Source organism: Pseudomonas putida (assembly GCF_050989985.1).
Lineage (GTDB): Bacteria > Pseudomonadota > Gammaproteobacteria > Pseudomonadales > Pseudomonadaceae > Aquipseudomonas > Aquipseudomonas putida_AI.
The window spans coordinates 6,328,705-6,352,736 of sequence record NZ_CP158815.1 but is presented as its reverse complement, the minus strand read 5'-3'; the positions used below and the strand labels follow the sequence as shown (position 1 = coordinate 6,352,736).

18 protein-coding genes and 1 pseudogene are annotated in these 24,032 nt (G+C 61.3%); 8 read left to right on the top strand and 11 right to left on the bottom strand.

Features of this window, described 5'->3' with window-relative positions:
* Positions 1–3: 3 nt before the first annotated feature.
* The 3 genes from ABTV29_RS28980 to ABTV29_RS28970 are packed head-to-tail and all read right to left on the bottom strand — an operon-like array spanning position 4 to position 1,770.
* The gene (locus ABTV29_RS28980) at positions 4–279 is read right to left on the bottom strand and encodes a phosphopantetheine-binding protein (RefSeq protein WP_077045064.1); all 276 of its coding nucleotides are present in this window, start codon (positions 277–279) and stop codon (positions 4–6) included.
* Positions 257–1,069, bottom strand: a complete 813-nt coding sequence (locus tag ABTV29_RS28975) for a lysophospholipid acyltransferase family protein (RefSeq protein ID WP_433767948.1) — start codon at positions 1,067–1,069, stop codon at positions 257–259. Before ABTV29_RS28975 ends, ABTV29_RS28980 begins: the two co-directional genes overlap by 23 nt.
* Positions 1,045–1,770, bottom strand: a complete 726-nt coding sequence (locus tag ABTV29_RS28970; protein ID WP_433767947.1) for a beta-ketoacyl synthase chain length factor — start codon at positions 1,768–1,770, stop codon at positions 1,045–1,047. Before ABTV29_RS28970 ends, ABTV29_RS28975 begins: the two co-directional genes overlap by 25 nt.
* A 354-nt stretch (positions 1,771–2,124) precedes the next feature.
* Here ABTV29_RS28970 and ABTV29_RS28965 point away from each other — a divergent pair, with 354 nt between their 5' ends.
* Positions 2,125–2,895, top strand: coding sequence for a ParA family protein (locus ABTV29_RS28965; protein WP_433767946.1), 771 nt, complete (start codon positions 2,125–2,127; stop codon positions 2,893–2,895).
* 111 nt (positions 2,896–3,006) lie between these two features.
* Here the strand turns inward: ABTV29_RS28965 and trxC are convergent, their stop codons facing one another.
* Complete coding sequence (gene trxC / locus ABTV29_RS28960) at positions 3,007–3,441, bottom strand: thioredoxin TrxC (protein ID WP_433767945.1); 435 nt, start codon at positions 3,439–3,441, stop codon at positions 3,007–3,009.
* Between the two features lie 194 nt (positions 3,442–3,635).
* Here trxC and ABTV29_RS28955 point away from each other — a divergent pair, with 194 nt between their 5' ends.
* On the top strand, positions 3,636–3,926 hold the full coding sequence (locus ABTV29_RS28955; protein WP_433767944.1) for a type II toxin-antitoxin system HigB family toxin: 291 nt from the start codon (positions 3,636–3,638) through the stop codon (positions 3,924–3,926).
* A 2-nt stretch (positions 3,927–3,928) separates the two neighbouring features.
* Entirely contained in the window at positions 3,929–4,330 is a 402-nt protein-coding gene (locus tag ABTV29_RS28950) for a helix-turn-helix domain-containing protein (RefSeq protein ID WP_433767943.1), read from the top strand.
* Positions 4,331–4,336: 6 nt separating this feature from the next.
* Here ABTV29_RS28950 and selO read toward each other — a convergent pair whose 3' ends face one another.
* The 4 genes from selO to ABTV29_RS28930 form a co-directional block, all read right to left on the bottom strand.
* Entirely contained in the window at positions 4,337–5,800 is a 1,464-nt protein-coding gene (selO, locus tag ABTV29_RS28945; protein ID WP_433767942.1) for a protein adenylyltransferase SelO, read from the bottom strand.
* Between the two features lie 48 nt (positions 5,801–5,848).
* Positions 5,849–9,202, bottom strand: a complete 3,354-nt coding sequence (mscK, locus tag ABTV29_RS28940; protein WP_433767941.1) for a mechanosensitive channel MscK — start codon at positions 9,200–9,202, stop codon at positions 5,849–5,851.
* Positions 9,203–9,237: 35 nt separating this feature from the next.
* Positions 9,238–10,980 (bottom strand): potassium/proton antiporter, encoded by a 1,743-nt coding sequence (locus ABTV29_RS28935; RefSeq protein WP_433767940.1) that lies wholly within the window; start codon positions 10,978–10,980, stop codon positions 9,238–9,240.
* Positions 10,981–11,244: 264 nt separating this feature from the next.
* Positions 11,245–12,870 carry a methyl-accepting chemotaxis protein gene (locus tag ABTV29_RS28930; RefSeq protein WP_433767939.1) on the bottom strand — a complete coding sequence of 542 codons (1,626 nt, stop codon included), beginning with the start codon at positions 12,868–12,870 and terminating at the stop codon, positions 11,245–11,247.
* 364 nt (positions 12,871–13,234) lie between these two features.
* On the opposite strand from ABTV29_RS28930, the gene ABTV29_RS28925 reads away from it, so the two are divergent.
* The 4 genes and pseudogenes from ABTV29_RS28925 (at position 13,235) to ABTV29_RS28910 (ending at position 15,796) form a co-directional block, all read left to right on the top strand.
* Entirely contained in the window at positions 13,235–13,465 is a 231-nt protein-coding gene (locus ABTV29_RS28925; protein ID WP_056852308.1) for a hypothetical protein, read from the top strand.
* The gene (locus ABTV29_RS28920; protein WP_433767938.1) at positions 13,462–13,761 is read left to right on the top strand and encodes a cell division protein ZapA; all 300 of its coding nucleotides are present in this window, start codon (positions 13,462–13,464) and stop codon (positions 13,759–13,761) included. Before ABTV29_RS28925 ends, ABTV29_RS28920 begins: the two co-directional genes overlap by 4 nt.
* A 55-nt stretch (positions 13,762–13,816) precedes the next feature.
* Positions 13,817–14,884, top strand: a pseudogene (locus tag ABTV29_RS28915) (cache domain-containing protein); the annotation flags it as partial.
* Between the two features lie 66 nt (positions 14,885–14,950).
* Positions 14,951–15,796 carry a methyl-accepting chemotaxis protein gene (locus ABTV29_RS28910; protein ID WP_433772058.1) on the top strand — a complete coding sequence of 282 codons (846 nt, stop codon included), beginning with the start codon at positions 14,951–14,953 and terminating at the stop codon, positions 15,794–15,796.
* A 114-nt stretch (positions 15,797–15,910) separates the two neighbouring features.
* Here ABTV29_RS28910 and ABTV29_RS28905 read toward each other — a convergent pair whose 3' ends face one another.
* Both ABTV29_RS28905 and putA read right to left on the bottom strand, forming a co-directional pair.
* Positions 15,911–17,713, bottom strand: coding sequence for an acyl-CoA dehydrogenase (locus ABTV29_RS28905; RefSeq protein WP_433767937.1), 1,803 nt, complete (start codon positions 17,711–17,713; stop codon positions 15,911–15,913).
* 253 nt (positions 17,714–17,966) lie between these two features.
* Positions 17,967–21,920 carry a trifunctional transcriptional regulator/proline dehydrogenase/L-glutamate gamma-semialdehyde dehydrogenase gene (gene putA / locus ABTV29_RS28900; RefSeq protein ID WP_433767936.1) on the bottom strand — a complete coding sequence of 1,318 codons (3,954 nt, stop codon included), beginning with the start codon at positions 21,918–21,920 and terminating at the stop codon, positions 17,967–17,969.
* A gap of 409 nt (positions 21,921–22,329) precedes the next feature.
* Between putA and ABTV29_RS28895 the strand changes: the two genes are divergently transcribed.
* Positions 22,330–23,169 carry a 23S rRNA (adenine(2030)-N(6))-methyltransferase RlmJ gene (locus ABTV29_RS28895; protein WP_433767935.1) on the top strand — a complete coding sequence of 280 codons (840 nt, stop codon included), beginning with the start codon at positions 22,330–22,332 and terminating at the stop codon, positions 23,167–23,169.
* Between the two features lie 119 nt (positions 23,170–23,288).
* Here the strand turns inward: ABTV29_RS28895 and msrA are convergent, their stop codons facing one another.
* Positions 23,289–23,939 carry a peptide-methionine (S)-S-oxide reductase MsrA gene (gene msrA, locus ABTV29_RS28890; RefSeq protein WP_433767934.1) on the bottom strand — a complete coding sequence of 217 codons (651 nt, stop codon included), beginning with the start codon at positions 23,937–23,939 and terminating at the stop codon, positions 23,289–23,291.
* Positions 23,940–24,032: the final 93 nt, after the last annotated feature.

The window sequence follows — 24,032 nt, the reverse complement described above, 5'->3', positions numbered from 1 at the left end:
GTCTCAAGCTGCCTGTTTTGCGGTGACGAACGCCGCAAGGCTCGCCACGTTGCTGAAGTGATTACGGGTGTCCTTGGCGTCGGCGTCGATCTTGATGCCGTACTTTTTCTGGATGGCCAGGCCCAGTTCCAGGGCGTCCACCGAGTCCAGGCCCAGGCCTTCGCCGAACAGCGTCTGCTGGTCGCCGATGTCTTCGGCGCTGATGTCTTCGAGGCCGAGGGCTTCGATGATCAATTCTTTGATGTCCCGGTTCAGGCTATCGGTGTTCAGATCGCTCATCTTCGGCGAGCTCCTTGATGAAGTAAGAATGCAGATAATCGTTGAGCTTGCGCGAGGCTTGCGGGGCCGGACCCAGCGCGGCGAAGGCCTGCGGGTCTATATCGGCGCCGACACGGAAACTGAAGTGCACGCGGCGTTTGGGGATGCGGTACCAGGGCTCGGCCTTGGTCAATGTTGTCGGGCTGACCTTGATCACCACGGGGGTGAGGATTTTCGCACCCCGCAGGGCAATTGCCGCACCCCCCCGATGAAAGGCCGGCGCCTGGCCCGGCTGGGTCCGGGTGCCTTCGGGAAAGATGATCAGGGTCTGGCCGCTTTTCAAGGCATCGGCGGCGGCATCGAGCATGTCCATGCTGCCGTCGTTGCTGATGTATTCGGTCCGGCGCAGCGGGGCGCGGGTGAACGGGTTGTCCCAGAGGCTTTGTTTGACCACGCAGTTGGCGTGGCGCACGAGTCCGATCAGGAACACCACGTCGATCAGCGAGGGGTGATTGGCGACGATCATCTGCCCGGGGCGGCCGAGTTTTTCAGCGCCCTGAATGTCGTAGGTCAGCACGCCGGTACGGGCCATGAAACGAACGAAAAGCCAGAAGCAGCGACTGACGGTTTGCCGCGCGCGCAACCGATGGGTCACGGCGTCGCCCGGCAGGCAGCTCAGCATCGGAAAAACCACCAGGCGCAGGCACAGCCCGCCCAGCCCGAACAGGGCGAAGCTTGCGGCGGTGGCCAGCAGGCGCCAGTGGTAGGCGTCGCGGTTCTTTTCGGTCACGGCTTGCGTTGCCATGTCCATACACGATTTTTCCAGGCATGTTGGCAGGTGGTTTGCTGGCCGAGCAGCGCGCGCAACAGATTCAACGCGTGTGGCCATCGGGATTTGGACAACGCATCCGAGGGGCTGTTCAGGGACAGCTGCCAGTCATTTCCGGGCGTGATCAACAGGCCGACGGCGTAGGGAAATGGCACATCGTCGATCCAGGTCGAATAGGCCTGCGGCGGTTGCTCTTCGGTGACCACCAGCAATACCGCGCTCGCGCCCTCATCGAGCAGGGCCGCCGCTTCCAGCATGCCGTGCTCCAGGCCATCACCGGCGGCGGCCAGGGCGGTCATTTCGCTGGTTTCGCCGCGCATGATCGACCACAGGCCAATGATCGCGTTATGCACCGACAGGCTGAATTGCGTGGGCGACAAAGGCTGGTCGGCAGCCAGGTCGCTGAGAATCTCGACGGTGCGCGGGGTTTCGCCGTGGCGAGAAACGAAGACCAGCGGCAAGGCCTGCTGGCCCTCGGCCAATGGCCAGCCGACGCTGAACGCCATCCGCGCCAGCCGACTCAGGCGCCGGCGTTGCATGGCAGGCAGGAACGACACGTCTGGAGCGGCATCGCTGGGCGGCAACTCGACCGGTTGTCGGCTCCACGCCTGCCAATCGTCCACGCTTTCAAGCCCCGGGGCCCAAGCGCGCCATTGGGCGATGTTGAAATTGATCACAGACATTTTTTCCCGCCCTGGAGGGCTTGTTTGGCGCGGCAAGTGGTAGATAACCGACTTCCTCTGCGTGGCGCCTGGCGCAGAGTGCTGCGCATTATCGCGGTGCCGGGAACGTGTAGCAAATGCTGGTTACATTTTGCACAGCCGGTTGTACCCAGCCGATCGTTAAAACCGAGCAGTTGCCAATTATTCGTATTTCCAGTCGCCACGTTTGTCGTGTCCGATTGAGGTTGATGCGAGAGCTTGTCGTCCTTTCGGCGGGAATCGCCGATGACTGTGCAGTCCCGTTGCCTGGGTGGTAGCTAAGCCATGCCGTGGACCACTACACTCGGTCATTCTTTGATACACGGAGGTTTTGACATGCGGCGTGTGGTGTTCAATCAGAAAGGTGGCGTGGGCAAATCCAGCATTGCCTGCAATCTGGCGGCGGTCAGCGCCAATGAGGGCTATCGCACCCTGTTGGTGGATCTCGATGCCCAGGCTAACTCCACCCAATACCTGACGGGGCTCACCGGTGACGACATTCCGATGGGTATCGCCGATTTCTTCAAGCAGACCTTGTCATCCGGGCCTTTCTCCAGGAAAAAACAGGTCGATATCTACGAAACCCCGTTCGACAACCTCCACGTCATCACCGCCACGGCCGAACTGGCGGACTTGCAGCCCAAGCTCGAAGCCAAGCACAAGATCAACAAGCTGCGTAAATTGCTGGAAGAGCTCGACGAAGACTACGACCGCATTTACCTCGATACGCCTCCGGCGTTGAATTTTTATGCGGTTTCGGCGCTGATTGCTGCCGATCGCGTGCTGATTCCGTTCGATTGCGACAGCTTCTCGCGCCAGGCGCTGTACGGCCTGCTGGCGGAAATCGAAGAGTTGAAGGAAGACCACAATGAAGAGCTGGCGGTTGAAGGGATCGTGGTCAACCAGTTCCAGGCCCGTGCCAGCCTGCCTCAGCTGATGCTCGACGAATTGATCGCCGAAGGCCTGCCGGTGTTGCCGGTGTACCTGGGCAGCTCTGTACGCATGCGCGAATCTCACCAGGCCAACACGCCGCTGATCCACCTTGATCCACGGCACAAGCTGACGCAGCAGTTTGTCGAGTTGCATAACCTGCTCGAAAACGCCTGACAAATTGTAGGAGCGAGCTTGCTCGCGATGGCGGACTGTCAGACGACAACTATGTTGAATGTGCTGGCCTCATCGCGAGCAGGCTCGCTCCCACAGTGATTTGTGGCGGCTTTAAATCCCCTGACTACGCAGCCAGCTCATCAGCTGCGGCAACGGAAACGCCCCGCTCTGGCGCGCAACTTCGCGGCCGTTCTTGAACAGGATCAGGCTCGGAATAGAACGAATCCCCAATTGCGCCGACAACTGCTGATTCGCCTCGCTATCGAGCTTGGCCAACCGGCACTTGCCCGCCAACTGCCCGGCCGCCTGCTCGAATATCGGCGCAAACGACTTGCACGGCCCACACCAATCCGCCCAGACATCCACCAACAGCGGCAGATCGCCCTTGATCTGACTGGCGTAGTCACCCTGTTTCAGTTCGAAAGGCTTGTTCAGCAGGACTTCGGACTTGCAGCGCCCGCATTTGGGGTGATCGCCCAGACGCTCGGCGGGGATGCGGTTGAGGCCGTTACAGTGGGGGCAGGGGATGAGGAGTGGTTCTGACATGAGCGATATCCAATCGGAAGCTGGTAACACCTAGTTGGAGACGTTTGCTCATATTTTCAATCGCGCAGTGTCTGGCGACAAAACTAGGCTGAGTCCTGCTGAACCAGGCCGCTGGTCTGTCGATGATTATCGCAACTTGCGATATTTTTTGTCTGTGATTAACTCCCCATAGCAGAATGCGATAAGGATATTGCATGCGAGTGTTTTCCGAAAAACGAATCCGGGATGCCAAGGAAAGGTGGCCGCAAGCGGCCAGCGCACTGGACCAGTGGTATCGAACCGCAAAGCGCGTCAAGCCAAGGGATTTTGCGGAAATGAAATCGACATTTCCCGCAACCGACAAGGTCGGTGAGTTTCACGTTTTCGATATTGGCGGTAACAAATTACGACTGATCGCCTATGTTCGATATCCGCATCAAAAAATCTATATCAAACATGTGCTGGATCACCGCGAATATGACCGCGGTAAATGGAAGGAGGGATGAACATGAGCGTTCTGATCAAAAACGCGGCCGAGCATTGGGAGTTCGTATCGCCATTGCTGCGTAAACCCAAAAACGAAGACGACTATGACACGCTGGTGCAGGCACTCGACGAGTTACTCGAGATGACCGGAGTTGACGAGTCGCATCCTCTGATGAGCTTGGTGGATATCATCGGTGACTGGATTGAGGAATGGGATCACAAACATCACCCTATGCCCGAAGCCACTGGTACCGAAGTGCTTGGTTACATGATGCGGGAACACGGATTGACTCAAAGCGACCTGCCAGGTGTCGGCCCTCAATCGGTCGTATCCGAGATCCTGAGCGGAAAGCGCCAGCTCAACCTGCGGCAGATCCGCTGGTTGGCCGAGCGATTCAATGTGCCGGTAGATGTCTTCATCTGACCTGCCTCACGACGAACAACTGATCTCCAGATGCTTGCCCCACTCCGGAGGCCGCTGCGCATAGCTCTCCATCCCCGGCTGCTCCTCAAACGGATTGCTCAGCACCGCATGCAGCCGGCGGACTTCCGAGTAGTCGCCTTTTTCCGCGGCATCGATAGCGTTCTGCGCCAGGTAGTTGCGCAGGATGTAGAGCGGGTTCACGGCGTGCATCCGCTGGCGACGCTGTTCCTGATCGAGTTCGCCTTCGCGGGCTGCCCGGGCGATGTATTGCTCGCCCCAGGCATCGAAGCCCTTGAGGTCGACGAAGTCGTCGCGCAGGCGACCGATGGCCGCTTGCGGTGATTCATCACCCAGGCGGCGGAAGAACAGGCTGTAGTCGACGCCGCTGTTCTGCATCAGTTGCAGCAGCTGCTCCAGCAATTTCTGGTCGTCATCTTCAGCAGTGGTGAAGCCCAGGCGGCGGCGCATCAGGTCCAGGTAGTGGGCCTGGAACAGCGGCAGGTACAGGCCGAGGGTTTCGCGCAGGGCCTCGACGCTGATGAACGGCGTCAGGGCCTGGGCCAGGGCGCTGAGGTTCCACTGGCCGATCGGCACTTGGTTGCTGAAGGAATAGCGGCCCTGATCATCGGAGTGGTTGCAGATGAAATTGGCGTCGAAGTCGTCGAGGAAGGCGAACGGGCCGAAGTCGAAGGTAATGCCCAGGATCGACATGTTGTCGGTGTTCATCACCCCGTGACAGAAGCCATAGGCCTGCCATTTGGCGATCAGTTCGGCATTGCGTTCGACGACTTCGCGGAACATCGCCAGATAAGGCTCCGGCTGTTCAAGGCACTCCGGGAAATGCATGGCCAGCACGTGGTCGCCGAGGGTTTTCTGCAGTTCGGGGCGTTTGGTGTAGTAGAAGTATTCGAAATGGCCGAAGCGCACATGGCTCGGCGCCAAGCGCAGGACCATGGCCGCACTCTCCCGTTTCTCGCGCCAGACCGGCGTGTCGGAGCCGATCACGCACAGCGCCCGGGTGGTCGGGATGTTCAGGGCATGCAGGGCTTCGGAGGCGAGGAATTCGCGGATCGAGGAGCGCAGCACCGCTCGTCCGTCACCCATGCGCGAAAAGGGCGTCTGACCGGCGCCCTTGAGGTGCAGGTCCCAATGCTCGCCGGCGGCGTTGTACACCTCGCCCAGCAAAAGCCCGCGCCCGTCGCCCAGTTGCGGGTTGTAGGAACCGAATTGATGACCGGAGTAGACCATCGCCCTCGGGATCGAGTCGGCCCACAACTTGTGGCCGCTGAATAATTCCGCGAACTCTTGCGTTTCGGCCACGGCCGGGTCGAGATCCAGCAGGGCCATGGCAGCCGGGCTGGCGACTACCAGGCGTGGATTGTCGATCGGCTCGGGCAGCACATGGGCGGAAAACGCATCGCCCAGGCGGTCGAAGCGATTATCGAAGGTCAGTTCGTCGAGGGCTTTCAAGGGCCGTCTCCAGCAGAATGTCCGAGCATTCTGCTGGGGAATGGCCGGTTAGTCGAGTTTGGCGGCAGGCGGTGCCAGGGGCGGTTGCTTGTCATCGTTGAGTGGCACGATGGTTTTCGCTTCCGGCTCGATGGGCACCATTTTGTATTCCTGGCCGTGCAGGTTCTTGAGGTAGACCTCCATCTGCCGGAACGAGATGTTGATGTGCTGCTTCTTGAACTCGCGGTTGATGAAGCGGTTGACCTCATCGATGACCGGGTTGCGGTCGCCGAGGTCGCGCACATGCATGCGCAGCTCGTGGTCGAGGGTGCTTTCACCGAAGTTCAGGAAGTACACGTGCGGCTCGGGTTCCTTGAGCACCCGCGGGTTCTCCCGCGCGGCCTTGAGCAGCAATTCCTTGACCAGGTCCAGGTCTGAACCGTAATCGACCCCGAGCTTGAGCGTTACCCGGGTGATGGTGTCGGTCAGGGACCAGTTGATCAGTTGCCCAGTAATGAACGTCTTGTTCGGGACGATGATGTCCTTGCGGTCGAAATCGGTGATGGTCGTGGCGCGGATGCGGATCTTGCTCACCGTGCCCGACAGGTTGCCGATGGTGATGGTGTCGCCGATCCGTACCGGGCGTTCGAACAGGATCATGATGCCGGAGATGAAGTTGGCGAAGATTTCCTGCATGCCGAAACCCAGGCCTACCGACAGCGCCGCCACCAGCCACTGCAACTTGTCCCAGCTCACGCCGAGTGTCGACAGCGTCGAGACGAAACCGACGCCGGCAATGGCGTAGGACAGCAGCGTTGTGGTGGCGTAGGCGCTGCCTTGCGCCAGATCCAGCTTCGACAGCACGAACACTTCCAGCAGGCCCGGCAGGTTGCGCGCCAGGGCGAAGGTGATGCCGATAATGATCAGCGCGCCGAGCATGTCGCCAATGCTGATCGGCACCATGCTCATGTTGGCGCCGGTGCCGCTGGTGTATTCGTACAGGGTGACGTTGTCCAGGTACGAGAACACCGTGATCAGGTCGGCCCAGACCCAGTACAGCAACGCCATGAAGCCGCCGAGCAGGGCCAGGCGGATCAGGCGCAGGGACTGTTCGTTGACCTTCTCGATATCCAGGCTCGGTTCTTCGATCACCGCCTCGCCATCGCCCGCTTCCTTGGCGGCCTGGCGTTTGGCCAGGGCGCGCTGGTAGGCCAGGCGGCGTGCCGCGACACTGAGGCCGCGCACGAAGGTGGCTTCGATCACTATCCAGAACATCAGCAGGTACAAGGTGTTGATCAACCGGTCGCTGAGTTTCAGCGCGGTGTAGTAGTAGCCGAAGCACACGGCCACGAACAGCGCCACCGGCAGGGCTGTGAACATGATGGCCACGGCCTTGCGGAACAGCGAGGCGTGTTCGTGGGTCGGGCTGCTGAGCAGCAGGCGGCTGAGCAACCAGGTCATCAAGGCATAGCAGATCAGCACCACCGGCATGCCCAGTACGTCGTCGGCCAGTATTGCCGGCTGCAGTTCGGCAACCGCCACGACGGCGACCAGCGCCATCACCACCATGCCAAGCCTGCGGACCCAGCCGCGGAGGAATTCGACCTGCGGCTTTTCCCAACGGAAATGCAGCTCCGCCACGCCGCCCGGCGCCAGGACCCGGTAGGCGGTGTAGAACACCAGCCAGGCCCCCGCCATTTGCATCAGTGCCGCACCCATGTTGGCGTTCTGTCCGCGCGCGTCGATTTGCAGGGCCAGGCCGCACAGCCCCAGGCCCAGCGACACCGGCATCGCCAGCAAGATATTGATCAGAATCGCTTGCGGCGTGTGCCACTGGCTGTCGCGCTTGAAGTGGCCGATGTCCTGGTGGACCTTGTTCAGTCGCGCATACAGCTGCTTGCGACGCCACAGCAGCGCACCGATCAGCAATGCCAGTGGCAAGAACAGTAGCGGGCGCTGGGTCAGGCCATCAGTCAGCTCACTCAGGCTCGATGCCAGGGGAAGGGCGTCGAGCTGGCGCATCAGGCGATCAGGCACGCCACGTACCCATTCCAGATCCAGCGGCTTGTTGCTGGGGATCCAGAACATCTGCTCATCGAGCGTCGCCCGCAGGCTTTGCGCGGTGCTCAGCAACTGTTTCTGGTTCAGTTGCAGGGTGATGGACTCGTTGAGCACGGCGCTCAGTTCACGATTGAGCCGCTCCAGCAGGTCCGCGCGGGTGGTCGCCAGCTCCAGCAGGCTCTTGCGCAGTTGCGGGGTGACTTGCTCGGGCGGTTGGGTCGAGAGCAGATTGTCGACGTAAGTGGCCGGACTGCTGAGCAACTCCCGTTGCTGGCTGACTTCGAACTGATACAGGCGAATGTCGGCGATCTGGTCGGCCAAGTCTCGGTCGACCCTCAGCCGTGGCAAGGCCTGTTTCTGTTTGTAGAGAATCTTCGAGAGCAGCAGGCTGCCCTTAAGCACGTTGATCTGCTCGTCCAGGGCTGCGTCGCTCTGGGTCACGCTGTCCAGTTGCTGCTTGGTCGAGAGATTCTTCTGGGTGACTTCGTTGAGCCGGTCCGTGCTTTTGAGCAGGTAATCGGAAAGCCTCAGGTTGGTGGCGCTTTCGGTGGCCAGCAGGCTGCTGCCACCGGCCTTTTGCGCTTCGATGGACTGCTGAGTCACCGTCTCCTGGGACTGTGCCAGGCGCTTCTGGTTGATCAGGTTTTGCAGTTCCTGGATCTCCTGATCCAGTCGGTCGGAGCGTTCCGACAGCAAGTCATGCTGGCTGTTGCCCAAATCCTGCAGCTGTGTGTTGCCGGCCAGTTCCTGGCGACGCAGGGGGATCAAGGCGTTGAGTGCGGCCAGTTCGGCGTTGAGCTGGTCGCGCTGCTCGGCGCTCAGGGTCTTTCCGCTGTCCTTGCCGGTCTTGAGAATGTTGTTGATCTGCTGGATGCGCGTCTGGCTGCTGGCGATCTCGGCCTGTGCCCGCTCGGGGCGCGTCTGGGCGGTAATGATCAGGCTGTTGGCGTCTGACAGGGCCTTTTGCAGGTCGGCTTGCTGGGTCGCGCGCTCGGTGAGCATTTGCTCAAGCTGCTGAATCGACTCCTTGGTATAGCGTTGCGCAACCGGCACCACCGCGCTGGCCTTGAGACGCGTCAGCTCGCGCTGGTTCTCGACGGTCTGCTTGGGCGCGGTCGCCAGCTGCTGCTTGAGATCGTTGAGTTTCTGCTCGTAGTCGCGGCGACTGTTGAGCTGGGTCAGCGTGCCCTGCAGGACTGACTGCAAGGCCTTCTGGTCGGCCTCCGGCAGTTTGCGGTCGGCGATCTTGTCCAGACTCGTCTGCACGGATTCGCGGGTGGGCGGTTCGGCGGCTTGCAGCGTGCCGACGGAGAGACTCAGGCCCAACAGGACCAGGGCGAAAAAGGTGCGCAGACTTGACATAAAGACCGATCAAAGTACGAGGCGAAGAGTGGAGTTTAGAGGAAGAGGCCGGGACCCGGGCGACTTCCTTCGGGGAATCTGACGCCCACTTTGCCGATCTTGTTCCCGTCCATGACCGCGACGGTCCAGATGGTGTTGTTCCATTCCACCTGGTCGCCGACCACCGGTGCACCCCCCACTTTCTGGGCGATGAAGCGGGCCAGGGACATGTCCGGATCGATGCCTTCGACTTTCAACCCGTACAGGGCGGCAACCGCGGCCAGCTGGGCGTCTCCTTCGAGTACGAAGTCGCCGAAGAAGCGCAAATCGAGGCCCCGTTGCGGTGCCTGGCTGAAGAGTTTTCCGAGGGCCGGCAGGTTGTGTTCGTGGCCGATTACGCAGAGCAAATCGTCGACTTCCAGCACCGTACTACCCGACGGATGGAGCAGTTGTTCGCCACGAAACAGGGCGGCGATCCGGGTGCCGTCGGGCATTTTCAGCTCACGAAGGTGCGAGCCGATGCACCATTTTTCAGCGCCGAGGCGATAGACGAACAGCTCCCATTCGCTGGTGACGTGCACTTCCAGCGCCGAGCGAGAGATGGGGGCGGGCTCCGGTGGCACCGTCACTTTCAGCAGCTTGGCGATCCACGGCAGGCTCGTGCCCTGCACCAGCAGCGACACCAGAACGATAAAGAAGGCGAGGTTGAAATAGAGCTGGGCGTTGGGCAGGCCCGCCATCAACGGGAACACCGCCAGAATGATCGGTACCGCGCCGCGCAGGCCGACCCAGGAGATAAAGGCCTTCTCGCGACCGTGGAACGCCTTGAACGGCAGCAGGCCGACCAGCACGGAAAGCGGCCGGGCAAACAGGATCATCCACAGCGCCAGAGCCAGCGCCGGCAGGGCAATCGGTAGCAGGTCATGGGGCGTGACCAGAAGGCCCAGCACCAGGAACATGCCGATCTGCGCCAGCCAGGCCATGCCGTCGAGCATGTGCAGGATGCCGTGGCGACTGCGCACCGGACGGTTGCCGATCACCAGGCCGCACAGGTACACCGCCAGGAAGCCGCTGCCGTGCAGGGCGTTGGTCAGGGCAAATACCAGCAGTCCGCCGGCGATGACCAGGATCGGATAAAGGCCGGTGGCCAGGTTGATGCGGTTGACCAGTTGCAGCATGAGCCAGCCGCCGCCCAGGCCGATGACGCTGCCGATGCCGAACTCGCGCAGCAGGTGGGTCAACAGGCTCCAGTGCAGGCCGGTCTGGCCGCTGGCGAGCATGTCGATCAGGGTCACGGTGAGGAACACCGCCATCGGATCGTTGCTGCCGGATTCGATTTCCAGGCTCGCCGTGACCCGTTCGTTCAGGCCTTTGCCGCCCAGCAGCGAGAACACCGCCGCCGCATCGGTGGAGCCGACGATGGCGCCGATCAGCAAGCCCTGGATCAGGTTCAGATCGAACAGCCAGGCCGCGGCCATGCCGGTCAACCCGGTAGTAATCAATACCCCGACCGTGGCCAGCGACAAGGCGGGCCATAGCGCCACCCGGAAACTCGACACCCGGGTGCGCAAGCCACCATCGAGCAGGATCACCGCCAGTGCCAGGTTGCCGACCAGATAGGCCGTGGGGTAGTTGTTGAAGATGATGCCGCCACCATCGACACCGGCGGCCATGCCTACGGCCAGGATGATCACCAGAATCGGGATACCCAGGCGCGATGAAAGTGAGCTCACCAGAATGCTCGCACCTACCAGCAACGCGCCGATCAAGAACAGGCTGTTGATGGTCGTCGCATTCAAAGGCAGTACTCCAGAAAGCTGAAAGGCGGGCACAAACTGACCATGCAGTCTGCGTGCCAGCGATTCTAACCTTTTGAAATGTGATGCTGTCAAAAAGCTTTTTGCGCGCTTCTTTGCCAGATCGTTCCCACGCTCTGCGTGGGAATGCCTCAAGGGACGCTCCGCGTTCCAGCCCCGATGCCGATTACCAGTCTGACACGGATGGGACGCAGAGCGTCCCGGGCTGCATTCCCACGCGGAGCGTGGGAACGATCCCGTATAAGGCTACAGGCTAAACCGCCCAACCATGGTGTTCAGGTCCACCGCCAGCCGCGACAGCTCATTGCTGGCCGCGCTGGTCTGGTTGGCGCCGGTGGCCGATTGCACCGACAGATCACGAATGTTCACCAGGTTGCGGTCCACTTCGCGGGCCACTTGTGCCTGCTCTTCGGCGGCGCTGGCGATCACCAGGTTGCGCTCGTTGATTTCGACGATGGCACTGTTGATGGTGTCCAGCGACATCCCGGCACCACGGGCGATGTTCAAGGTCGACTCGGCGCGCTCGGTGCTGTTGCGCATCGAATCCACTGCATGCTCGGTGCCGCTCTGGATGCTGCCGATCATGCGTTCGATTTCACTGGTCGACTGCTGGGTGCGATGTGCAAGGGCGCGCACCTCGTCCGCCACCACCGCAAAGCCGCGACCGGCTTCACCGGCGCGGGCGGCTTCGATGGCGGCGTTCAGTGCCAGCAGGTTGGTCTGGTCGGCCAGGCCGCGAATCACGTCCAGTACCTTGCCGATATCCCGGGACTCATTGGCCAGATCGCTGATCAGTGTCGCAGTGCTTTGCACGTCGGCGCTCATGCGTTCGATGGCGCTGACGGTTTCCTGCACCAGATCGCGTCCGTCACCAGCGGAAGAGGTGGCGTTTTTCGACGCTTCGGAGGTGCTCACCGCATTGCGCGCGACTTCTTCCACGGCGCTGGTCATTTCGTTGACCGCCGTGGCGGCCTGTTCGATTTCGTTGTTCTGCTGCGTCAGGCCCCGGGCGCTTTCGTCGGTCACGCTGTTGAGCTCTTCGGCGGCAGACGCCAGCTGAGTGGCCGAGCCGGAAATCCGCTGCAGGGTGTCGCGCAGCTTGTCCTGCATCTTCGACATCGCCAGCAGCAGACGACCCGCTTCGTCCTCGCCATCGACGGCAATCGGGCGCGTCAGGTTGCCTTCGGCGATTTGCTCGGCGGCATTCAAGGCAGCGGCAATCGGCTTGGTGATGCTGTTGGTCAGCAGCCAGGCGAACAGAAGGGTCAGGGCCGTGGCGATTACCAGCATCAGGACGACCAGATTGAACGCCATGCCGTACTGGTCGGCGGCTTGCTGATTGGTGTCGAGGCTCTGCTGGGTGTTGATGTCCAGCAACTTGGCCAGCACCGCATTGATCGCTTCGGAGTTGTTCAGCAGCTCGGTGTTGAGCAGGCCGCGCAGTTCATCGACCTGATTGTTGCGTGACAAGGTCTTCATCCGGTCTTCGATCTGGCGGTATTGCCCCAGCAGCTGCACATACTGGTCGTAGATCGCGCGTTCCTGCGGGTTGGCGATCAGTTTTTCGTAGGTGGCCTGGGCGACGCGGATCTGCTGGTTGCGTTGTTCCAGCAGGTCCATGGTCTTCTGCTGGACATCCGGTTCGCGGTTCACCAGCAAGCGGTAGGACAGCACGCGCAGGCGCAGGGTCAGCTGGGTGAAGTCGTCGAGGCTCTTGATGCTCGGCACGCTGTTATTGGTGATGTTTTCGGCCGCGCCACGGATCTTGCTCATCTGGTTCAAGGCAAACACCCCCAGAACCATCATCAAGCCACCGATCAGGGCGAAACTGAGGAACGCCCGAGGGGCGATATTCATATTGCGAAGGGACATGGCGGTTACCGGAAAGGGCGCATACGTGCGCAGTTGAGGCGGCTGGATGGATGACTTATCGGTCATGCGCACGAAGTCTTGAGGCCTTGCCCTAACTGTAGGAGCGAGCCTGCTCGCGATGGTCGTCAACGATGACGAGGGCTACCTGAATAAACGCGGTGCCCATGCCACCATCGCGATCAAGCTCGCTCCCACAAAGGGCGGGCGACGAAGTGCAGGAACCAGATCGGCCAATCACAGTCTCTAAAGTTCGCGAGAAAGGTCACTCGCCAGCAAAATCAAGGCTTTGCGCCTGTTTAACCCTGGCATCCACAGAGACTTTTCTTTATCGTACGCGCCCTTTGAAAATGCCTGGAAAATCAAAATGTTGGAAGCATCCCTAAGCCAATTGGAACAACTGGTCAGCGACCTTGTGCAGCAGAACCAGACGCTGCTCGGCACCAACCAAGCCCTGAGCGCAGAACTGGCCCAGGCCAAGGATGAAAACGAAAGCCTGCAACTGAGCCTGATGGAGCAGGAAGAGAAACAAGGCGCCACCGCCGCGCGCATCCAGGCCCTGGTTGAGCGTGTCAGCGCAGGCCCTGTCAGCGCATGAGTTACGGTGCAGGAGTAAAGGTCGTCTCGATCCTGGGAGAGGACTATTCGATCAAGGCACCCGAAGGTGAAGAGCAGACGCTGCTCGACGCGGCGTTGATGCTCAAGGCGGCCCTGGCCGAGACCAAAAAGAAGTACCCGGCCCTGATCGGTGACCGACTGCTGGTGCTGGCCGCGATGAACCTGTGTTCCAAGCAGATCGAAATGCAAAAGCAGCACAAGCTCGAACTCGACCGTTACCAAGAGCAAGTCAGCGCCACGGTTGAAGTGATTTCCAAGACGATCAATCAGGCCTGATCGGCTTTGCGCACAACCAAAGAATAAATTGTCGAACGAGTTGTATACGATCGGCATGGCTGTTGCAGTGTTTCAGCCTCTTATTCTTTGGGGGTGCTCCATGCAGTTCTGGCGACGCAGTATTCAATGGCAGTTGATCTTGAGCATGGGCACCGCCCTGCTGGTCAGCGTGCTGATCGTGGTTGGCATTTATACCCTCGTGGTCAACCGCCTCGCCCAGAGCTATCTGGTCGAACAAGCGCTGCCGTCGAGCATCGAAGCGATGCGCAACGACATCGAGCGCATCCTCGTCCAGCCTCTCACCGCCGCCAGGGATATCGCCAACAACAGCATGGTGCGCGACTGGCTTGCCAGCGGCGAAGACGGCAGCAAAACCCCTGCGTTCGTGGAGTATCTGGAAGGTATCCGCGGCGAACACAAGGCGTTTACCGCGCTGATTATCGGCACCGCGTCGAACCACTACTACACGGAAAAAGGCCTGGACCGGACCCTGAGCCGTTCCAATCCCAAGGACACCTGGTTCTACTCGTTCCTCGACAGCAACCAGCCACGCACCCTCAATATCGACAACGACACGGCCACCGGAGAATTGGCGCTGTTCATCGACCTCAAGGTCGAGCAGGCCGGCAAAATCGTGGGCGTGGCGGGGCTTGGCCTGAGCATGAAAGAGCTGTCGGAGCTGATCCACAACTTCAGTTTCGGAGCACGCGGCAAGGTCTATCTCGTGCGTTCCGACGGTTTGATCCAGGTGCATCCGGAGGCGCAATTTAGCGGTAAACGTACGTTGGCCGAGCAAATTGGCGCCTCGGCGGCCCAAGCGGTCATGGGTCAAAAAGCCGTCGCCACCAGCTTCGTTCGTGATGGCGAAGATTTTCTCGCATTGAGTCTGCCGCTGCGGGATCTGGGCTGGACGCTGGTGGCCGAAGTGCCACAGTCGCAGATCTACGCCGAAGCGCGACGCGCGATGTGGATGAGTAGCGGCATTGGTCTGGCGGTAGCGCTGGTGTGCCTGTTGCTGGTGGTGTTGCTGGCCCGTGGGCTGGTGCGACCGATTCGTCAGGTAACAGCAGCGCTGGTAGCCATCGGTAGCGGTGGTGGAGATTTGACCCAGCGGTTGGATTCCAGCCGCGCCGATGAGTTGGGCGATCTTGCGCGAGGCTTCAACCGCTTCCTCGACAGTCAGCGCGACATGATCGGCGAAGTGTTGACCACCAGCGAACGCCTGCGCACGGCGGTCGGCCAGGTGGCCAAGGTGGTGGATAACACCGCCGAGCGTTCCGGGCGTCAGCAGGAAATGACCGACATGGTTGCCACCGCTGTCCACGAAATGGGCCTGACGGTGCAGGAAATTGCGCAAAACGCCGGCAATGCGGCAGTGGCTTCGCAAAATGCCCGGGATGAAGCCATGCAGGCGCGGGAAGTTGTCGGCGGCTCTATCCGTCATATCGAAAGCATGTCCAGCGAAATCGGCGTCGCCGCCAGCGCCGTGGGCGAGCTGGCGGATCAGGTGGCGTCGATCGATCAGGTGCTGGCGGTGATTCGCGGGATCTCCGAACAGACCAACCTGCTGGCACTGAACGCGGCTATCGAAGCGGCCCGGGCCGGGGACATGGGGCGCGGGTTTGCCGTGGTGGCCGATGAAGTTCGGACCCTGGCCCGACGCACGCAATCGTCCACCGACGAGATCCAGCAAATGATCGGCAGCCTCAAGCAGGGCGCGGAGAACGCTGTGTCGTCGATGCACAGCGGGCAGGCGGCCACCGGAACCGGTGTCGAGTCGAGCCAGCGCACCGGGGCGTCGTTGACCGCGATTACCGGGCAGGTCGAGCGCATCAGCGATATGAACCATCAGGTGGCGACGGCAACCGAAGAGCAGTCGGCGGTGACCGAGGAGATCAACCGCAACGTTCAGGGGATTTCCGATCTGGCGCGGGCGACGGCGGGGGAGGTCAGGGCATGTCGTGAGGATTGCCAGACGTTGCAGCGGTTGGCGGATGATTTGGCGCGGCAGATGGGTGGGTTCAAGCTGGGTTGATGCATATTTTTCGCTGACGCCATCGCGAGCAGGCTCGCTCCCACAGTTGGAATGCATTCCCTTGTGGGAGCGAGCCTGCTCGCGATTGGATTCAGCTACGCCACAAATGCAGGATCAGAACCACTCATCCTGCATGTTCAAACACACATCATCCCGCGCCTCAAGAATCGCCAGCTCATGGTGGCAACCCGGAATTTCCCAGGTCAGGAAATACCGTGCCGCCTGCAGCTTGCCCTTATAGAAGCCCGCATCTGCCGAATTACCCTTGGCCAACCCTTCCTCGGCGCGAATCGCCTGTTCCAGCCAGCGCCAGCCAATCACGGTGTGGCCGAACACTTTCAGGTACAGCGCCGAATTCGCCAGGCTGGTGTTGACCTTGCCCTGGGCCATGTCCGTCAGCAGGCCGATGGTCACGGTTTGCAAGCGGGCGACCAGCTTCTCCAGTGGTTCACGCAGCGGCGACAGTGACTCGAACGCTTGCGCGCGCTCGGCGGTGTCGGCGATCAGGCGGATCAGTTGCTTGAGCCCGGCACCGCCGTTCTGCGCCAGTTTGCGCCCCAGCAGGTCCAGCGACTGGATGCCGTGGGTGCCTTCGTGGATCGGGTTCAGGCGGTTGTCGCGGTAGTACTGTTCTACCGGGTATTCGCGGGTGTAGCCATGGCCGCCGAGGATCTGGATCGCCAGTTCGTTGGCCCTCAGGCAGAACTCCGACGGCCAGGATTTGACGATTGGCGTCAGCAAATCCAGCAGCTCGTGGGCCTGTTTGCGTTCGGCTTCAGTTTCCAGGGTGGTGGTGTCGTCGAACAGTCGCGCGGCGTACAGCCCCAGATCGAAGGAGCCTTCGACGTAAGCCTTCTGGGTCAGCAGCATGCGTTTGACGTCGGCGTGCGCAATGATCGCCACCGGTGCGGTGTTCGGGTCCTTGCTGTCGGGCAAGCGGCCCTGCGGACGCTCACGGGCGTACTCCAGTGAATACAGATAGCCCGCGTAACCGAGCATCACCGCGCCCATGCCGACGCCGATCCGCGCTTCGTTCATCATCTGGAACATGTAGCTCAAGCCGTGGTGCGGCTTGCCCACCAGATAACCGACACAGTCACCGTTATCGCCGAAATTCAGTGCGGTGGAGGTGGTGCCGCGCCAGCCCATCTTGTGGAACAGGCCGGCCAGCAATACGTCGTTGCGCTTGCCCAGGCTACCGTCATCGTTGACCAGGAACTTGGGCACGATAAACAGCGAGATGCCCTTCACCCCGGCGGGCGCGTCCGGCAGCTTGGCGAGCACCATGTGCACGATGTTTTCCGACAACGGGTGATCGCCGCCGGAAATGAAGATCTTGTTGCCCTTGAGGCGATAGGTACCGTCGGAAGCAGGCTCGGCCCGTGTACGAATATCCGACAGCGACGAACCTGCGTGGGGTTCGGTCAGGGCCATGGTGCCGAAGAAGCGGCCGTCGATCATCGGTTGCAGGAAACGGCGTTTCTGCTCTTCGGTGCCGAAGCTTTCGATCAGGTTGGCTGCGCCCATGGTCAGGAACGGGTACGAAGTCGATGCCGCGTTGGCCGATTGGAAGTGGGCGAAGCAGGCCTGGGACAGCAGCGTAGGAAGTTGCATGCCGCCGGCGTCGAAACTGCGCGCGGCGTTGAGGAAACCGGCTTCAAGAAAGGCGTCCACCGCCGGTTTCACTTCCGGAATCAGAATCGCCCGGCCGTCCTCGTAGCGAGGCTCGTTCTCGTCACCCTTGCGGTTGTGCGGTGCGAAGAACTTCTCGGCGATGCTGCGGGCGGTGCCGAGGGCGGCATCGAAGGTTTCGCGGTTGTGCTCGGCGAAACGCTCACGCTGGGTCAGGCCCTCGGCATCGAGGACTTCATACAGCTCGAAAGCCAGATTGCGGGAACTGAGCAACGTCTCGGACATGGCGGCCTACCTTTTATTGGGATGGGCCGAGTCTAGGTGGGGGAATAGTGGTTGAACAGGATGATTGATCTGCGTGATGGTGGGGCAGAGCGACGACTTAGCAGGCATCACAAACAACTGTGGGAGCGAGCCTGCTCGCGATGACGGCGGCACATCCAAAACAGATGTGACTGAAAGACCGCTATCGCGAGCAGGCTCGCTCCCACAGGGTATTGCGTACCGGGTGGCCATTGCGGCAGCCCGGCTTGTCGGTTTAACCGATCGTCATCAGACTGGCATTACCACCCGCTGCCGCGGTGTTGACGCTCAACGCCCGTTCGATCACCAGACGCTCCAGCGCAATGTTGGATTCGCCCTGGGACAGACCCTGCACACCCACGATGGCGCCGGCGCGCTTGGCCACTTGCTGGCAGACCGCACGCAACTGATCGGAATGGCCATGATGCAGAACCGCATCAAACACCACTTCTTCCTTGTTCCAGTCGGCTACCAGCTTGATGCGCGCCTGAATGTCCTTCGGCAGACGTGCGAACAGTGCCTTGCCCAGTTCGGTTTCCGGCCACACCGCCGAACCGCCGACGGCCAGGACCGCTGCCAGTTGCGTCAGCAGGTCGCCTTCGACTTCCGCCAGGCACAGCACGTGTTCACGCGGCAGGATCGCATAGCTGTTGCGCTCGCCGGTCGGGCCGGCCAGGACGCGGGTGATACCGCTTTGCGATTGCGCGGCGAACTGCACGCACAGGGCGCTCAGGTCGGCGAACTTGTTGCTGTCGGCCCAGGCTTTGAGGGCGGTCAGCGGCTTGCTCATGGCGTCACGCAGGCGCACGTCCGGTGCCGTGGCGGCATCGGCGCGGGCGAAGGATTGTTCGATCGCGTCTGTAGGGCGAGTCGACAGCAGGCGGTACAGGTACAGCGGACCACCGGCCTTCGGACCGGTACCCGACAGGCCTTCGCCGCCAAACGGCTGCACACCGACCACGGCGCCGACGATGTTGCGGTTGACGTAGACGTTACCGGCGTTGACGGTGTCGATCACCTTGGCGATGGTCTCGTCGATGCGAGTGTGCACGCCCAGGGTCAGGCCGTAGCCGGATGCATTGATCTGAGCGATCAACTGGTCGATGTCCTTGCGCTTGTAGCGAACCACGTGCAGCACCGGGCCGAAGATCTCCCGCTGCAGCTCGTCGAAGCTTTCCAGTTCGATCAGTGTCGGCATCACGAAGGTGCCGCGTTTGACTTCCTCGGCGTCGGCGATGGCCACCTGGTACACGCTGCGACCTTTGTCGCGCATGGCCTGGATGTGTTTCTCGATGCCAGCCTTGGCTTCGGCGTCGATCACCGGGCCGATGTCCACGGACAGGCGCTCAGGATTACCGAGACGGCTTTCAGCCATGGCGCCCTTGAGCATTTCGATGACGCGGTCGGCGGAATCTTCCTGCAGGCACAGCACGCGCAGGGCCGAGCAACGCTGGCCGGCGCTGTCGAAGGCCGAGGACACGACGTCGATGACCACTTGTTCGGTCAGCGCCGAAGAGTCGACGATCATCGCGTTCTGGCCACCGGTTTCGGCGATCAGCGGAATCGGACGGCCCTGGCTGTCCAGGCGACCGGCGATGTTACGTTGCAGCAGGCGAGCGACTTCGGTGGAGCCGGTGAATATCACGCCTTTGACGCGATCGTCGCCGACCAGGCCGGCACCGACAGTTTCGCCACGGCCCGGCAGCAGTTGCAGCACGCCTTCCGGAATGCCGGCTTCGAGCAGCAGGCGCACGGCCTGGGCAGCGACCAGCGGAGTCTGTTCCGCAGGTTTGGCCAGTACCGGGTTACCGGCGGCCAGTGCGGCGGCAACCTGGCCACTGAAGATCGCCAGCGGGAAGTTCCACGGGCTGATGCACACCACCGGACCCAATGGGCGGTGGGCGTCATTGGTGAAGTCGTTGCGTGCCTGCACCGCGTAGTAACGCAGGAAGTCCACGGCTTCGCGCACTTCGGCGATGGCGTTGGCGAAGGTCTTGCCGGCTTCGCGAGCCAGCAGGCCCATCAGCGGCTGGATCTCGCCTTCCATCAGGTCGGCGGCACGCTCCAGAATCGCGGCGCGCTCGGCGGGCGGGGTGGCCTGCCAGATCGGTGCGGCGTTCAGGGCGCATTGAATGGCGTTGTCGACGTCATCGACGGTGGCTTCCTGCACGTGGCCAACCACATCCCGCAGATCGGATGGGTTGAGCACCGGCACCGGGGTTTCAGTGCTGGAGGCGCAACCGAGCATCGGCGCGGCTTTCCAGTGGTTGTGCGCAGTGGCCAGCAGGGCGCAGGACAAGGAGGCCAGGCGATGTTCGTTGGCCATATCGATGCCGCTGGAGTTGGCGCGCTCGGCGCCATACAGGTCGCGCGGCAATGGAATGCGCGGGTGCGGCAGGCCGAAGCCGCCTTCCACGGTCGCCATCTTCTCGATGCTCGCCACCGGATCGGCCACCAGTTCCTGGATCGAGATCGACTGGTCGGCAATGCGGTTGACGAACGAAGTGTTCGCGCCGTTTTCCAGCAGTCGACGCACCAGGTACGCCAGCAGGGTTTCGTGAGTGCCGACCGGAGCGTACACGCGGCACGGACGGTTCAGCTTGCCTTCGGAAATTTTGCCCACGACCTGTTCGTACAGTGGTTCACCCATGCCGTGCAGGCACTGGAACTCGTACTGGCCCGGGTAATAGTTCTGACCGGCGATGTGGTAGATGGCCGACAGGGTGTGGGCGTTGTGCGTGGCGAACTGCGGGTAGATGACTTCCGGCACCGACAGCAGCTTGCGTGCGCAGGCGATGTACGACACGTCGGTGTACACCTTGCGGGTGTAGACCGGATAGCCTTCCAGGCCTTCGACCTGGGCGCGCTTGATTTCGCTGTCCCAGTACGCGCCTTTCACCAGGCGGATCATCAGGCGATGACGGCTGCGGCGAGCCAGGTCGATCACGTAGTCGATCACGTACGGGCAGCGCTTCTGGTACGCCTGGATCACGAAACCGATGCCGTTCCAGCCGGTCAGTTGCGGCTCGAAGCACAGGCGCTCCAGCAGATCCAGCGACAGCTCGAGGCGATCGGCTTCTTCGGCGTCGATGTTCAGGCCGATGTCGTATTGCTTGGCCAGCAGGGTCAGCGACAGCAGGCGCGGGTACAGCTCGTCCATCACGCGCTCGTACTGGGCGCGGCTGTAGCGCGGGTGCAGGGCGGACAGCTTGATCGAAATGCCCGGGCCTTCATAAATCCCACGGCCGTGGGAGGCTTTGCCGATCGAGTGGATGGCTTGTTCGTACGAGGCCAGGTACTTCTGCGCGTCGTGTTCGGTCAGCGCCGCTTCACCGAGCATGTCGTAGGAGTAGCGGAAGCCCTTGGCTTCGAACTTGCTCGCGTTGGCCAGGGCTTCGGCGATGGTTTCACCGGTGACGAACTGCTCGCCCATCAGGCGCATCGCCATGTCGACGCCCTTGCGGATCATCGGCTCGCCGCTCTTGCCGATGATGCGGCTCAGGGACGAAGTCAGGCCAGCTTCGTTGTGGGTGGACACCAGCTTGCCGGTCAGCAGCAGGCCCCAGGTGGCGGCGTTGACGAACAGCGAAGGGCTGTTGCCCAGGTGCGGCTGCCAGTTGCCGGTGCTGATCTTGTCGCGGATCAGCGCGTCACGGGTGCCTTTGTCCGGGATGCGCAGAAGCGCTTCGGCCAGGCACATCAGCGCCACGCCTTCCTGGGACGACAGGGAAAATTCCTGCAGCAGGCCCTGAACAATACCGGCACGGCCGCCGGCACTCTTCTGGTTACGCAGTTTTTCGGCAATGGAAGCGGCGAGCTTGTTGGTGGCCTCGGCCATCGGCGCCGGCAGGCGAGCTTGCTCGATCAGCATCGGCACCACTTCCGGCTCAGGGCGGCGGTAAGCGGCGGTAATCGAGGCGCGCAGCACCGATTGCGGCAGGATGCTTTCGGCGAATTCGAGGAAGCACTGGTGGGCGTGATCGACGTGGACTTCGCCGGCGTCGTCAGCCACGGCGGTTGCCAAGCCGTTCAGCTCGGTCAGGGTTGCACCACCCTCGAGTTTTTCCAGGTAATTGAAAATTGCCTGCTTGATCAGCCAGTGCGGCGTGCGATCAATCGAGGTCGCGGCGGCCTTGAGGCGTTCGCGGGTCGGGTCGTCGAGTTTGACCCCGAGGGTGGTGGTAGCCATGTTTTTTGTCCTCATGTTTGCCACGACGGCGTGGCATCAGCTGGCGGCAAGATTAGCCGTGCATCGACAGAGGTGCAACCGGGTGCAACCCTTTTTTTGCGGGAATATTCAGCGCCTCGTCGGGAATTGAATTCATGCAGGGCATGGGCTGCCTGCTTAATGCATTTACTTCTAAAAATGGCTTTAATTGAGCCAAAAAGGAGCAAAAAACACAGGTTTTGCATCTTTTTTCCCAAGGGCACCCTTGCTCTGAAGGAGGTTGCACCTTTTGGTGGGGCTTGCCATGGAGGCTCGTTCCTATAGCGGGGCAGGGTGTTTGCCAAATTGGCTTCGCAGAGGCCGCTCAGCCGTGAACCCCTGACTTGCGGGCCGCTAGAAGGTAAACTTCCCGGCCTTCGCAGGAGCAACCATGAACTATCGTCACGCCTTCCACGCCGGCAATCACGCCGATGTGTTCAAACACCTGACCTTGACCCGCCTCATCGCCCTGATGTCGCGCAAGGAGCAGCCGTTCGCCTATCTCGATACCCACGCCGGCATTGGTCTGTATGACCTGCAGGGCGATCAGGCCAGTCGTACCGGTGAGTACCTGGAAGGCATCGCGCGCTTGTGGGATCAGCCGGATCTGCCGATCCTGACCGCCGACTACATGCAGGTGCTGCACGAGATGAACCCGGATGGCCAGTTGCGCTATTACCCGGGCTCGCCTGAGCTGGCGCGGCGCCTGACCCGCCCGCAGGACCGCGTGCTGATCAACGAGAAGCACCCCGAGGACGGCCTGTTGCTCAAGGAGAACATGGCCGGTGATCGTCGGGTGAAGGTGCACCTGGGCGAAGGCTGGCATGTGCCGCGAGCCTTGCTGCCGGTACCGGAAAAGCGCGCGGTGATGCTGATCGACCCGCCGTTCGAAAAGCTCGACGAGATGCAGCGTTGCGCGCTGGCGATGAAGGAAGCGATTGGCCGGATGCGCCAGACCGTTGCGGCGATCTGGTACCCGGTGAAGGATCAGCGTGCGTTGCGTCGCTTCTATCAGGACCTGGCTGGTACCGGTGCGCCGAAGTTGTTGCGCGTGGAGTTGCTGGTGCATCCGCTGGATACGCCAAACAGCCTGAACGGTTCCGGTCTGGCGATTGCCAATCCGCCGTGGGGGCTGGAGGAAGAATTGCGTGAGTTGCTGCCGTGGTTGTCCGAAAAGCTTGGGCAGACCCAGGGTAGCTGGAAGATGGATTGGTTGATCGCCGAGAGTTGATTCTGTAGGAGCGAGCTTGCTCGCGATGGTCGTGAACGATAACGCGGGAAACCTGATTCACCGTGGTGTTCTCAGGTTTCTCGCGAGCAAGCTCGCTCCTACAGTTTTTTATTGACCAATCAGATAGGGCAGGTCACACCGGTGCCGCCAATCCCGCAGTAGCCTTCCGGGTTCTTGGCCAGGTATTGCTGGTGATAAGCCTCGGCAAAGTACACGGTCGGTGCCTGATCGACTTCGGTGGTGATCTCGCCGAAACCGGACTTGCTCAGTTCGGCCTGGAACGCCTGCTTGCTGGCCAGGGCCTTATCCAGGTGCTCTGGGCTGGTGCAGTAGATGGTCGAGCGATACTGAGTGCCGATGTCGTTGCCCTGGCGCATGCCCTGGGTCGGGTTGTGCAGTTCCCAGAACATCTTCAACAGCTCGTCGTAGCTGACTTTGTCCTTGTCATACACCACCAGCACCACTTCCGCGTGGCCGGTCAGGCCCGAGCAGACTTCTTCGTAGGTCGGGTTCGGGGTAAAGCCGCCGGCGTAGCCGACCACGGTGCTGACCACGCCTTCACGCTGCCAGAAACGTCGCTCGGCACCCCAGAAGCAGCCCAGGCCGAAGATGGCGAAATCGACGTCCTGAAAGAAGGGGCCCAGCAGCGGGGTATCTTCGAAAACGAAGTGTTTTTCGGGCAGGACCATCGGGGTTTCGCGGCCAGGCAGAGCTTGTTCTTTGGTAGGGAGCACGTTTTTGTTCACCAGAATTTCCGAGCGCAGAACCATTATCAGTCCTCAGTCAGGATGGATGTAAATAGACAGACTATCAGTGTGCCGAATGCCGGCGAGTTAAGCACTATCCCTGTGGGGGCGGGCCTG

What these genes read in the sequence shown, in the direction of transcription:
- mscK (WP_433767941.1), bottom strand. Translation starts at nt 9,202, where the DNA reads ATGTCAAGTCTGCGCACCTTTTTCGCCCTGGTCCTGTTGGGCCTGAGT.
- ABTV29_RS28970 (WP_433767947.1), bottom strand. Translation starts at nt 1,770, where the DNA reads ATGTCTGTGATCAATTTCAACATCGCCCAATGGCGCGCTTGGGCCCCG.
- ABTV29_RS28950 (WP_433767943.1), top strand. Translation starts at nt 3,929, where the DNA reads ATGAGCGTTCTGATCAAAAACGCGGCCGAGCATTGGGAGTTCGTATCG.
- trxC (WP_433767945.1), bottom strand. Translation starts at nt 3,441, where the DNA reads ATGTCAGAACCACTCCTCATCCCCTGCCCCCACTGTAACGGCCTCAAC.
- ABTV29_RS28955 (WP_433767944.1), top strand. Translation starts at nt 3,636, where the DNA reads ATGCGAGTGTTTTCCGAAAAACGAATCCGGGATGCCAAGGAAAGGTGG.
- ABTV29_RS28920 (WP_433767938.1), top strand. Translation starts at nt 13,462, where the DNA reads ATGAGTTACGGTGCAGGAGTAAAGGTCGTCTCGATCCTGGGAGAGGAC.
- ABTV29_RS28965 (WP_433767946.1), top strand. Translation starts at nt 2,125, where the DNA reads ATGCGGCGTGTGGTGTTCAATCAGAAAGGTGGCGTGGGCAAATCCAGC.
- ABTV29_RS28980 (WP_077045064.1), bottom strand. Translation starts at nt 279, where the DNA reads ATGAGCGATCTGAACACCGATAGCCTGAACCGGGACATCAAAGAATTG.
- putA (WP_433767936.1), bottom strand. Translation starts at nt 21,920, where the DNA reads ATGGCTACCACCACCCTCGGGGTCAAACTCGACGACCCGACCCGCGAA.
- ABTV29_RS28975 (WP_433767948.1), bottom strand. Translation starts at nt 1,069, where the DNA reads ATGGACATGGCAACGCAAGCCGTGACCGAAAAGAACCGCGACGCCTAC.
- ABTV29_RS28905 (WP_433767937.1), bottom strand. Translation starts at nt 17,713, where the DNA reads ATGTCCGAGACGTTGCTCAGTTCCCGCAATCTGGCTTTCGAGCTGTAT.
- ABTV29_RS28895 (WP_433767935.1), top strand. Translation starts at nt 22,330, where the DNA reads ATGAACTATCGTCACGCCTTCCACGCCGGCAATCACGCCGATGTGTTC.
- ABTV29_RS28910 (WP_433772058.1), top strand. Translation starts at nt 14,951, where the DNA reads ATGATCGGCGAAGTGTTGACCACCAGCGAACGCCTGCGCACGGCGGTC.
- ABTV29_RS28930 (WP_433767939.1), bottom strand. Translation starts at nt 12,870, where the DNA reads ATGTCCCTTCGCAATATGAATATCGCCCCTCGGGCGTTCCTCAGTTTC.
- msrA (WP_433767934.1), bottom strand. Translation starts at nt 23,939, where the DNA reads ATGGTTCTGCGCTCGGAAATTCTGGTGAACAAAAACGTGCTCCCTACC.
- ABTV29_RS28925 (WP_056852308.1), top strand. Translation starts at nt 13,235, where the DNA reads ATGTTGGAAGCATCCCTAAGCCAATTGGAACAACTGGTCAGCGACCTT.